This window comes from Halobacillus sp. BBL2006 (assembly GCF_000786645.1).
GTDB lineage: Bacteria > Bacillota > Bacilli > Bacillales > Halobacillaceae > Halobacillus.
This window is the reverse complement of sequence record NZ_JRNX01000250.1, coordinates 1-12,031: the sequence shown is the minus strand read 5'-3', so window position 1 is coordinate 12,031 and position 12,031 is coordinate 1. Positions and strand designations below refer to the sequence as shown.

At 41.7% G+C, this 12,031-nt stretch carries 11 protein-coding genes; 7 read left to right on the top strand and 4 right to left on the bottom strand.

What is annotated here, in order from left to right:
• Nucleotides 1–159 precede the first annotated feature (159 nt).
• The 4 genes from jag to rpmH all read right to left on the bottom strand — a co-directional run bounded on the left by jag (nucleotide 160) and on the right by rpmH (nucleotide 2,200).
• Nucleotides 160–774, bottom strand: a complete 615-nt coding sequence (gene jag, locus LD39_RS08350) for an RNA-binding cell elongation regulator Jag/EloR (protein ID WP_035545119.1) — start codon at nucleotides 772–774, stop codon at nucleotides 160–162.
• Nucleotides 771–1,532 carry a YidC family membrane integrase SpoIIIJ gene (gene spoIIIJ, locus LD39_RS08345; RefSeq protein WP_035545118.1) on the bottom strand — a complete coding sequence of 254 codons (762 nt, stop codon included), beginning with the start codon at nucleotides 1,530–1,532 and terminating at the stop codon, nucleotides 771–773. The genes jag and spoIIIJ overlap by 4 nt, the downstream gene beginning before the upstream one ends.
• A 115-nt stretch (nucleotides 1,533–1,647) precedes the next feature.
• Nucleotides 1,648–1,995 carry a ribonuclease P protein component gene (gene rnpA, locus LD39_RS08340; protein ID WP_035545116.1) on the bottom strand — a complete coding sequence of 116 codons (348 nt, stop codon included), beginning with the start codon at nucleotides 1,993–1,995 and terminating at the stop codon, nucleotides 1,648–1,650.
• Nucleotides 1,996–2,065: 70 nt separating this feature from the next.
• Nucleotides 2,066–2,200, bottom strand: coding sequence for a 50S ribosomal protein L34 (gene rpmH, locus LD39_RS08335; protein WP_035545113.1), 135 nt, complete (start codon nucleotides 2,198–2,200; stop codon nucleotides 2,066–2,068).
• A gap of 686 nt (nucleotides 2,201–2,886) precedes the next feature.
• Here rpmH and dnaA point away from each other — a divergent pair.
• The 7 genes from dnaA (at nucleotide 2,887) to gyrA (ending at nucleotide 11,984) form a co-directional block, all read left to right on the top strand.
• Nucleotides 2,887–4,239, top strand: coding sequence for a chromosomal replication initiator protein DnaA (gene dnaA / locus LD39_RS08330; RefSeq protein WP_035545122.1), 1,353 nt, complete (start codon nucleotides 2,887–2,889; stop codon nucleotides 4,237–4,239).
• A 174-nt stretch (nucleotides 4,240–4,413) separates the two neighbouring features.
• The gene (dnaN, locus tag LD39_RS08325; protein WP_035545111.1) at nucleotides 4,414–5,553 is read left to right on the top strand and encodes a DNA polymerase III subunit beta; all 1,140 of its coding nucleotides are present in this window, start codon (nucleotides 4,414–4,416) and stop codon (nucleotides 5,551–5,553) included.
• 166 nt (nucleotides 5,554–5,719) lie between these two features.
• Nucleotides 5,720–5,941 carry a S4 domain-containing protein YaaA gene (gene yaaA / locus LD39_RS08320; protein ID WP_035545109.1) on the top strand — a complete coding sequence of 74 codons (222 nt, stop codon included), beginning with the start codon at nucleotides 5,720–5,722 and terminating at the stop codon, nucleotides 5,939–5,941.
• A gap of 15 nt (nucleotides 5,942–5,956) precedes the next feature.
• Nucleotides 5,957–7,075, top strand: a complete 1,119-nt coding sequence (gene recF / locus LD39_RS08315) for a DNA replication/repair protein RecF (RefSeq protein WP_035545108.1) — start codon at nucleotides 5,957–5,959, stop codon at nucleotides 7,073–7,075.
• A gap of 9 nt (nucleotides 7,076–7,084) precedes the next feature.
• Nucleotides 7,085–7,369, top strand: coding sequence for an extracellular matrix regulator RemB (remB, locus tag LD39_RS08310; RefSeq protein WP_035545107.1), 285 nt, complete (start codon nucleotides 7,085–7,087; stop codon nucleotides 7,367–7,369).
• Nucleotides 7,370–7,425: 56 nt separating this feature from the next.
• On the top strand, nucleotides 7,426–9,348 hold the full coding sequence (gene gyrB, locus LD39_RS08305; protein ID WP_035545104.1) for a DNA topoisomerase (ATP-hydrolyzing) subunit B: 1,923 nt from the start codon (nucleotides 7,426–7,428) through the stop codon (nucleotides 9,346–9,348).
• Nucleotides 9,349–9,437: 89 nt separating this feature from the next.
• Nucleotides 9,438–11,984: a DNA gyrase subunit A gene (gene gyrA, locus LD39_RS08300; RefSeq protein WP_052158779.1), complete on the top strand. Its 2,547-nt coding sequence runs from the start codon at nucleotides 9,438–9,440 to the stop codon at nucleotides 11,982–11,984.
• Nucleotides 11,985–12,031: the final 47 nt, after the last annotated feature.

Here is a 12,031-nt window from a genome sequence, read left to right as displayed (position 1 = left end):
CCGTGTGTGTTGAAAAGATATCAACATGGATTTTTACATATCTGTCTTCTCTCCATTATCCACATGTGAATAACTCGATATTCAATTTATGAGCAAAGACCGAAAACAAAAAAATACTCCTGCCTGTCAGCCGGCAGAAGTATTTCACTATTGGAGTTACTAGGATGGACGGATGACGACATGTCTTCGTGGATCGCTGCCATCCGAATCCGTTTCCACTTTTTTATGATGTTGCAAAGCGGTATGAATAATCTTTCTTTCATACGATGGCATAGGTTCAAGCTTGACTTCCCTTCCAGTTCGAACAGCTTTTTCAGCTAACCGGTTGGCCAAGTTTTCTAGAGTCTCTTTTCTTCTTCCTCTATAGCCTTCTGCATCCAGCATCACCGTATAAAATTGATCAGATTCTCGATTGACCACAAGCTGGGCCAAATACTGCAAGGAGTTTAACGTTTGCCCGCGCTTTCCTATAAGAATGGCAATTTTCTCGCCTTCTAATTCCATGGAAATATCACGATTGTTTACTTCTGTTTTTATATGAACAGGAGCACCCATTTTTTCTGCTACTTCTAAGATGAATAATTCGGCATCCTGCACTGGATCTTTCTTAATGGAAACTTTAACGATTGCAGGCTTTGTCCCAAAGCCAAGAAACCCTTTTTTTCCTTCATCAATGACATCGACATCGACTTGGTCCTTTGATGACTGTAGTTGCTCTAGTGCTGATTGGACCGCTTCTTCAACTGTAGTTCCAGTAGCAGTTATTTGCTTCACTCGCTTGCTCCTCCCGTCGCATCTTTCATCATTGGTTTACGGATGAAAATGGTTTGAAGAATCATAACGATATTACCGACAATCCAGTATAGGGCAAGAGCTGATGGGAAGAAGAAAGCAAATGTACCGATCATTAACGGCATGATATAAAGCATCATTTGCATTTGCGGATTTTGAGCTGCTGCTCCGCCTGCCATCATCAGCTTCTGTTGTAAGAATGTCGTTCCTGCTGTCAAAATTGCCAGGAATGGATCGGATTGCCCCAATTCCAGCCAAAGAAAACTGTGTGTCTGAATTTCAGCCGTTCTCATGATGGAGTGGTAAAATCCAATCAAAATCGGCATTTGAACAACAATTGGTAAACAACCAGCTAAAGGATTCACACCATTCTTTTGGAATAGCTGCATCGTCTCCTGCTGAAGTTTTTGTTGAGTTTGTGCATCTTTTGAAGAATATTTTTCACGTAGCTCTTTTAATTGAGGCTGAATATCCTGCATCGCCTTCGAACTCTTCAACTGCTTTACGTTTAGAGGCAGTAAAAGTACTCGAATGATGATCGTTACGATAATAATTGCTAAACCATAGCTTCCACCTGTCAGATCAGCGAAAAACATTAACGTTTGTGACAGTGGGTAAACGACATATTCATTCCAAAATCCTGTGCTATCCGCGGTGATATCCTCATTAACTTGAGTACACCCGGATAGGAACGTAAGCACGCCTGCCATCGCAAGCAGCGCTATCATCTTATTACGCAACGTTCCTTCCTCCTTATTGAACACTCATTCCAATATTCTATGTTTCTTGATCTACTTCCTGCCTATTCTTTCAACAGTGTAGCATCATTAGGATTAAAAATCTTATATGATTTCGTTATTTTCTCTTATTCAAGAGCTTAGACCGCGATAAAACATGGGTCAAGCTTCGTTTCACTTCATGAAAGTTCATTTGATTGGTTGGTTTTCTAGCAATAATGACAAAATCAAAGTTAGGATGGATCTGGTCCTCCAGTTCATGAAAGGCTTGCCTTAAATACCGTTTCACCTGGTTACGAACGACTGCTGGTCCGATTTTCTTACTTACAGACAAACCGATCCGGAAATGGCTCTGATCGTTTTTCCTCATGTAATAGAGGACCAGCTGCCTGTTCGCAAAAGACTCTCCATGCTTAAACACTTTCTGGAACTCTTCATTTTTCTTGATCCGATAAGCTTTCTTCATGTTTAAGATCCACCCTGCTTAAAAAAATCTTCCTATACTAGAAAAAAGACCACTGATTGTTTTCAGTGGCCTATGCTGATAAAACTTTTCTTCCTTTACTACGACGACGTGCTAGAACTTTACGACCGTTCTTAGAGCTCATGCGCGCACGGAAGCCGTGTACCTTTTTACGCTTACGGTTATTTGGTTGAAATGTGCGTTTCATTATATCTACACCTCCTGAGGTAAAATCCTTAAAAACATACATCTAAAAGGCAGTCCCGATAATTATAATAAAAAGCTGTTTTTCTGTCAATGTCCTTTTTAGCATCCGAATGGATCCAGCTTAAACTTCCAATCAGTTATATAACAGTTTCTGTACTATAACAAAAAATGCGCTTGAATAAAAAAAAGCTTGCAAATTAGAGACGAAATTGCGAACATACACAGGTGCTGTGAATAATTTTTTCGAGCGAAAACGACTGTCCACAGCAAATATCGACATGTTAATCACAAAATATAGTGTTGTGGATAGCGTCTGTCTACAAGCTGTTGTGATTGTGGATAAGTTCCTATACACCATTGCAACTCTAGATTTTATCTGGTATTATATTTGTGTTTAACCGTGAATTACTTCTGAATCCTAAAAATGTTTTCCACAGATTGTGGATAACGTGTGGACATTTATTAACACACTTGTTTATGCGATTATACACAGCGATGTGGACAATGAAAATAACATTCTATAAAACTATTGAAATCAATCTTTATTCATCCACATGGTTTAGAAGTATTCGAGCTTCAAGCAATTATACAAACCTTATACGAACGCCTTTCGATCCTTTTGCACCGTTCGAAAAAGAGAACGAAAGGCTTTTTTGTTTTCCATTCAAAGAGAAAGGGGTGAAATATTTGGAGAACATTCACGAACTTTGGAATAATACTTTGGAAAAAATCAAAGAGAAGATCAGTAAACCTAGTTTCGAAACCTGGTTAAAAGCTACGAAGGCAGATTCTTTGAGCGAAAATACCTTAACAATCGTAGCTCCAAATGAGTTCGCCAGGGATTGGCTAGAAAATCAATATGAAGGGTTAATTACGGAGACGCTCTATGAAGTAACAGGGGCCGAATTAATCGCCAAATTCATTATTCCGGAAACAAAAGAAGAATCAATGGACGACGTGAAGCTGTCTTCAAAGAAAGTGCCAGATGTGAAGAACAATGGCAGTGAAGAATCACCACAAAGCATGTTGAATTCTAAGTATACGTTCGACACATTCGTCATCGGATCCGGTAACCGGTTTGCCCATGCCGCATCACTCGCCGTGGCAGAAGCACCCGCTAAAGCCTATAATCCATTATTCATTTATGGGGGAGTAGGATTAGGTAAAACCCACTTGATGCATGCCATTGGGCATTACGTTTTAGATCACAATCCGAATGCAAAGGTGGTTTACCTTTCATCGGAAAAATTTACAAACGAATTCATCAATTCAATCCGTGACAATAAAGCCGTAAACTTCCGTAATAAATACAGAAGTGTAGACGTGCTTCTTATAGATGATATCCAATTCCTTGCAGGGAAAGAACAAACACAGGAAGAGTTCTTCCATACGTTCAATACGTTACACGAAGAAAGTAAGCAAATCGTTATTTCCAGTGACCGTCCTCCTAAGGAAATCCCAACATTAGAGGACCGTTTACGCTCTCGTTTCGAGTGGGGGCTGATTACGGATATCACACCTCCTGATCTTGAAACAAGGATTGCGATTTTGAGGAAAAAGGCAAAAGCTGAAGGTTTGGATATACCGAATGAAGTTATGCTTTATATCGCCAATCAAATTGATACGAACATTAGAGAGCTGGAAGGTGCACTCATCCGAGTAGTCGCTTATTCCTCTCTAATCAATCGTGATATCAATGCTTCTTTAGCAGCTGAAGCGTTAAAAGATATCATTCCTAGTTCCAAACCTAAAATCATCACTATAGAAGCCATCCAAGAAATGGTCGGTGAAAAATATAATGTGAGACTGGAAGATTTTCCAGCGAAGAAACGAACAAAATCAGTGGCCTTCCCACGTCAGATCGCGATGTATTTATCGAGAGAGCTGACTGACTTTTCTCTGCCTAAAATCGGAGAAGAATTCGGGGGACGTGACCATACGACCGTTATTCACGCACATGAGAAAATATCCAAAATGATCGCGAATGATCAGCAGCTCCAAAAAGAACTGGATGAAATTCGTGAGCAGCTGAAGCACTAAGTGGATAATGTGTATAACTGAATCACGTACATCAACAGCCTGTCCACATGTGGATAGACTACAAGTGGTAAAGCAAAATACACTTATCCACAAATCCACAGCCCATACTATTACTATTACGGTTTTAAAAGATAAAAATATAATTAATATATGCTCAGTAGGAGGAGTGTATTCATGAAATTTATTATCCAGCGAGATCAATTGATCAATAGCGTCCAAAATGTCATGAAGGCTATTTCATCCAGAACAACAATCCCTATTTTGACCGGGATGAAAATCGAAGCCAGTGAAGAAGGAATTAAATTAACAGGTAGTGACTCAGATATTTCTATCGAATCTTTTATTCCTCAAGAAGAAGATGGAATCGTGCACGTTGAGAATATCGAGCCAGGAAGTATCGTACTTCAAGCGAAGTATTTTCCTGATATTGTTCGAAAACTACCTCAGAACACGGTAGAGATCGAAAGCGATAACCATAGAAATGTAACGATTCGTTCTGGTAACGCTGAATTTCATTTGAATGGACAGGATCCAGAAGAATACCCACAGCTTCCTCAATTACATACTGAGGATAGCTTTGAACTACCGATTGACCTCTTGAAAAACTTGATTCGTCAAACGGTATTTGCTGTTTCAACTTCAGAAACACGACCGATCCTGACGGGTGTCCATGTTAAAATGGAAGATGGGGAGTTAGAGTTCATCGCTACGGACAGTCACCGTCTAGCTTCTCGTAAAATTCCTTTGGAGCAGCCGGAAGGAAAAGCACTACCAGCTGTCGTTATCCCAGGTAAGAGTCTTACAGAATTAAATAAAATTCTTGATGACTCAGAAGAAACAATAGAAGTGAGTGTTACAGAGAATCAGGTGTTATTCCGTACGAAACATTTATATTTCCTTTCTAGACTTTTAGACGGAAATTATCCGGAAACTTCCCGTTTGATTCCTGAACAAAGTAAAACGGTCGTTAAAATCGACACGAAAGAATTGTTGCAATCTGTTGATCGTGCTTCACTTTTAGCGAAAGAAAATCGTAACAATGTAGTTCGTCTTATCACGAAAGAAAACAACCATTTAGAAATTACCGGGAATTCACCTGAAGTCGGAAACGTTGTCGAAGAAGTGTTAGCCGACGATGTAGAAGGGGAAGACTTAAAAATCTCGTTTAGTGCAAAATATATGATGGATGCTTTAAAAGCTGTGGATTATGATCAAGTTAAAGTTGAATTTACAGGGGCGATGCGTCCGTTCTTGATCCGTCCTGTGGATGATGACCAGATCTTACAATTGATTTTACCGGTACGGACGTATTAATTAATAAAAAATAAAGACTGCCGCTATGTATGAAGAAGGGTGCTGTTATGAAGATAACGGCACCCTCATTTTTTCTTTAGTTACCCCTTATTTGGGTTGGACTTTTCTTACACCTTCATCTTTAGTAAAATAGAAGAAGGTGAATTCATGAAATAGGGTGAATAAAATGAGCGAACATATAGAAATATCAACCGAATACATTCCATTAGGCCAGTTTCTTAAATTGGCGAATGTTGTCGAATCCGGTGGAATGGTAAAGATTTTCCTAAGTGAATTCGATGTATACGTAAATGGAGAACTGGAGAATCGCAGAGGCCGTAAGCTTTACCTGGGAGATACGGTAGAAATAGAAGAATTCGGCGTGTTTGAAGTCGTACGGGAAGAATAGTACGGAAGGAATTTTATGTATATACATGAACTGTCTTTGCGATCCTTCAGAAATTATGATCAACTATCGCTGACATTCGACCATACCATCAATGTCATCATTGGTGAAAATGCCCAGGGAAAAACCAATCTGATGGAAGCGATCTATGTCTTAGCTTTTACAAAATCTCATCGGACACCTCGAGATAAAGAGTTAATACAATGGGACGCAGAGTATGGTAAAATAAAAGGGAGTATATATAAACGGAATCGCCGCTTCCCTTTAGAAATCGTCGTATCCAGCAAAGGGAAAAAAGCGAAATTAAATCATATCGAACAAAAGCGCCTGAGTGATTATATCGGAGCTTTGAATGTGGTCATGTTTGCACCTGAGGACCTCAATCTAGTTAAAGGGAGTCCTCAGGTGCGTCGTCGGTTTATTGACATGGAAATCGGACAGATTCAACCCGCTTATATTTATCACTTAGGACAGTACCAAAAAATCTTAAGGCAGCGAAATCATTTATTGAAAGAGCTGCAGCGTAAACCAAAGGCCGATCGGACGATGTTAGGCGTCATGACCGATCAGCTGATTGAACATGCGGTCACGATCATTGAACGCCGTTTCAAGTTCATGCAACTGCTGCGATCATGGGCGACTCCGATCCATGAGGGGATCAGCAGACAGCTCGAAAAGCTAGAAATTGCCTATGATGCAAGTGTGAAAGTATCAGAGGATATGAATTTGGAAACAATAAAGAGTACGTATGAGGAAAAATTTTCCGATATTGAATCGAAAGAAATCGAGAGAGGGACAACTCTTGCCGGTCCTCATAGAGATGATCTTATTTTTTATGTGAATGGAAAAGACGTACAAACCTATGGGTCCCAGGGGCAGCAAAGAACGACAGCACTATCTTTGAAACTGGCTGAAATCGAACTGATTCATAGTGAAGTAGGTGAATATCCAATTCTTTTATTGGACGACGTATTGAGTGAATTGGATGATTTCAGACAATCCCATTTGCTTCATACCATTCAGGGCAAGGTGCAGACGTTCGTCTCGACGACGAGTATAGATGGAATTGAGCATGAAGCGCTTGAGAATGCAGAGATTTTTGAGGTTAAAGAAGGAACAATAGAAGTCAAGAAATGAGGTGGCAAATTGTTCATTCACATCGGTGACGATCACGTAATTCAGTCTAAAGATGTTGTGTCGATCATTGATCATAGTTTAGTATCCTCCTCTTCGATCATAGAAGAGATGATCTTTAATCAACGAAAAAATAAACAAGTGGTGGAAACAGAAGATAATCAGGCCAAATCGATTGTAATAACTGATGATTTCATCTACTTTAGTCCGCTTTCCGTTTTCACATTGAAGAAGCGGGCCAATATGATGTCGACGTTAAATAAGCTGGAGGACTTCTCAGAAGAGACTGAAGGCTGATAAGTTTTTCGTTAGAGATTAAGAGTCAAACCACTTGAGAAATGTAGGTGAGTACCATGAAGGAAGAAATAATTGAAGGACAACAGTCCTATGATGAAAGTCAGATACAGGTACTAGAAGGATTAGAAGCGGTTCGTAAGCGACCAGGTATGTATATCGGTTCAACGAACGAGAAAGGCTTGCACCATCTAGTATGGGAAATCGTCGATAATAGTATCGATGAAGCCATGGCCGGTTTTTGCGATCATATTCAAGTGATCATCGAAAAGGATAATAGTATTACCGTTACCGATAACGGGCGGGGCATCCCTGTTGGTATCCAGGAGAAAACAGGACGTCCAGCAGTAGAGGTTATCATGACGGTGCTTCACGCTGGAGGTAAATTCGGTGGTGGAGGTTATAAAGTATCTGGTGGACTGCACGGTGTAGGGGCATCTGTAGTAAATGCCTTGTCTAGTAAGCTTGAAGTTTTTGTTCACCGAGACGGGAAAATCCACTATCAAGCCTTTCATCGCGGAGTTCCGGAAGAAGACTTGAAGGTGATCGGAGAAACCGATATTACGGGAACGAAGATTCAATTTAAGCCCGATCCTGAGATTTTCACAGAAACCGAAGAATATAAATTTGAAACGTTAGCCAATCGTATTCGTGAGCTTGCATTCCTAAATAGAGGATTGACGATTACGATCGAAGATAAACGTACAGATGAAGAACCTGTAAGTTATTTCTATGAAGGCGGAATCCTTTCTTATGTCGAGCATATGAATCGTACACGCGAAGGCTTGCATGAGCCATTTTTCATTGAAGACGAGCAGGATGAGATCTCCATTGAAATTGCTTTACAGTACAACGATGGTTTTGCGAGCAATATTTATTCCTATGCGAATAACATTCATACGTATGAAGGCGGAACCCACGAGTCCGGCTTTAAAACAGGTCTGACACGTGTCATCAACGATTACGCACGAAAAAATAACATGTTCAAAGAAACAGACCCGAACTTGACGGGGGATGACGTACGTGAAGGATTAACGGCGATTATCTCAATCAAGCATCCGGATCCTCAGTTTGAGGGACAAACGAAGACAAAACTTGGAAACAGTGAAGCGCGAACAGTCACTGATAATCTATTTTCTGAAGGTTTCTCGAAGTTCCTTTTTGAAAACCCGAACATGGCCAGAAGCATTGTTGAAAAGGGTCTAATGGCTTCAAGAGCCCGTATGGCTGCCAAAAAAGCGCGAGAGCTTACTCGTCGTAAAAATGCACTTGAGGTATCCAACCTGCCTGGTAAGCTTGCTGACTGTTCTTCTAAAGATGCCAACATTTCTGAACTGTACATCGTTGAGGGGGACTCTGCAGGAGGATCTGCAAAACAAGGACGTGATCGTCACTTCCAGGCGATTCTTCCTTTGCGAGGTAAAATCATCAACGTTGAAAAAGCCCGTTTGGATAAGATTTTATCCAATAACGAGGTACGTGCCATCATTACGGCTCTCGGAACAGGCATTGGAGAAGACTTTGATATTTCCAAAGCCCGTTACCATAAGATTGTCATCATGACTGATGCCGATGTCGACGGGGCTCACATCCGTACTCTCTTGTTGACGTTCTTCTATCGCTACATGCGTCCGCTGATCGAGCATGGATATATCTATATCGCTCAGCCGCCTCTATACAAGATTCAGCAAGGAAAAGCGATTTATTATACTTACAGCGATAAGCAGCTCGATCATATTCTTGGTGAACTTCCAAATTCTCCGAAGCCAGGCGTCCAGCGTTATAAAGGTCTAGGGGAGATGAACCCTGAACAGCTTTGGGAAACGACGATGGATCCTGAAACGCGTACACTTCTTCAGGTAAGTTTGGAAGACGCGATCGGAGCGGATGAAACGTTCGATATCCTTATGGGAGATAAAGTAGAACCACGCCGTAACTTCATTCAAGAAAACGCTCAATACGTTCAAAACTTAGACGTTTAAAATAAATGATAGCAACAACATAGCCAAAAATGATGAGAGGAAGGAGATTCTTCCTTTCTCTTCCCTAGGTGATTTAGGAGGTAAATAGAATGGTGGATCAACCCGAACGCCCACGCGTGCAGGAAGTGAATATTAGTCAAGAAATGCGTACATCTTTCTTAGACTATGCGATGAGTGTCATCGTTGCCCGTGCGCTTCCTGATGTTCGTGACGGCTTGAAACCCGTACACCGAAGGATTTTATATGCGATGCATGATTTGGGAATGCACGCAGATAAAGCCTATAAAAAATCCGCGCGTATTGTCGGGGAAGTAATTGGTAAGTATCACCCACATGGTGACTCTGCCGTTTACGATACGATGGTACGGATGGCCCAGGATTTCAACTATCGCTACATGTTAGTCGATGGCCACGGAAACTTCGGTTCTGTCGATGGGGATGCCGCAGCTGCCATGCGTTATACAGAAGCACGTATGTCCAAAATTTCGATGGAAATTCTGCGTGACATCAATAAAGACACGATCGATTATAACGACAACTACGACGGTACAGAAAGAGAACCGATCGTACTACCAGCGAAATTCCCGAACTTGCTCGTTAACGGAGGATCTGGAATCGCTGTAGGTATGGCAACCAACATCCCTCCCCACCAGCTCGGTGAAGTGATCGATGCTGTCCTTGCCGTTAGTAAAGACCCTGAGATTTCCATTCAAGAGCTGATGGAAAATTACATTTACGGTCCAGATTTCCCGACATCCGGTAAAATTCTTGGACTGAGTGGAATCCGAAAAGCCTATGAAACCGGAAAAGGCTCAATCACGGTGCGTGCGAAAGTCGACATCGAGGAGCAGGCGAATGGAAAAGCTCGCTTAATTGTTACAGAGCTCCCGTATCAGGTGAACAAAGCTCGCCTGGTTGAAAAAATTGCTGATCTCGCTCGTGATAAGAAGATTGATGGCATCACTGATTTGCGGGATGAGTCCGATCGTAACGGCATGCGAGTCGTTATCGAATTGCGACGCGACGCAAATCCTAACGTCCTATTGAACAATCTTTATAAAATGACGGCACTGCAATCAACGTTCGGTATCAACATGCTGGCGCTTGTTAACGGCCATCCTAGAGTATTGAACTTGAAACAGTGCTTAGAATATTATCTAGAACACCAAAAAGAAGTCATTAAACGCCGTACGGCTTATGAACTTCGTAAAGCAGAAGCACGAGCTCACATTCTAGAAGGTTTGCGAGTGGCATTGGACCATTTGGACGAAGTCATTACGCTCATTCGTGAATCGCAAACGACAGAAATCGCGCGTACCGGCTTGATGGAACGTTTCGGTCTTTCCGAGAAGCAGGCACAAGCGATCCTTGATATGCGTTTGCAGCGTCTAACAGGTTTAGAGCGTGAGAAAATTGAAGATGAATACCAGGATCTTATCAAATTGATCGGTGAATTAAAAGCAATTTTAGCCGATGATGAGAAGGTACTTGAAATCATTCGTGAAGAGCTTCTCGACATTAAAGAACGCTATAACGATGAACGTCGTACAGAAATCGTTCTTGGTGGAACAGACTTCATTGAAGATGAAGACTTGATTCCGGAAGAGACGATCATTGTTACGCTGACACATCAGGGTTATGTGAAGCGTCTGCCTGCAAGCACATATCGCTCTCAGCGTAGAGGTGGACGTGGAGTGCAAGGAATGGGCACACACGAAGAAGATTTCGTGGAACACCTGCTTTCTACTTCCACCCATAACACGCTATTATTCTTCTCGAATAAAGGGAAAGTGTATAAAGCGAAAGGGTATGAAGTACCTGAGTTCAGTCGTACAGCTAAAGGGATTCCGATTATCAATATGCTTAATATTGAACGTGATGAATGGATTAACGCTGTCATTGCGGTAGAAGACTTTGTTGATGATTGGTACTTAGTCTTTACAACGAGAAACGGGATTACGAAGCGTACGACCCTATCTCAATTTGCTAACATCCGTAAAGGCGGATTAATTGCCCTTGGCTTACGTGAAGATGACGAGCTGATTTCCGTTCGTATGACGGATGGAGCCAAAGATGTCATGATTGGTACTCAAAATGGATACCTGATCCGTTTTAATGAGGACCAGATTAGAGCAATGGGACGTACAGCTGCCGGTGTGAAAGGAATTTCCTTACGTGAAGATGATAAAGTCGTCTCTATGGAGATCCTTGATGACTCTCTACAAGTCCTTACCGTTACAAGTAAAGGGTATGGTAAACGTACTCCTGCAAGTGATTACCGAATTACGAACCGTGGTGGTAAAGGGATCATTACTTGTAACTTGACCGACAAAAATGGTCAGGTCGTAGCGACGAAGGCCGTTTATGGCGAAGAGGATGTTATGATCATTACCGCGAGCGGCGTTCTCATCCGTATGCCGGTCGAAAGCATCTCTGAAACTGGACGAAACACGCAAGGTGTACGCTTGATCCGTCTTGGCGATGGAGAAGAAGTGGCCACTGTTGCTCGTGTAGAGTCTGAAAAAGAAGAGGAAGAAATGCTTGAAGAAGCTCTTGAGCAAGAATCTGCTTCTGAAACCCCAGAAGAGGGAACGGAAGTGGAGCAAACCCCTTCTGAAGATGAAACTGACGAATAATTTTATCATCGAGTCGCCTGTCGTCCTTCATAGCGGCAGGCGGCTTT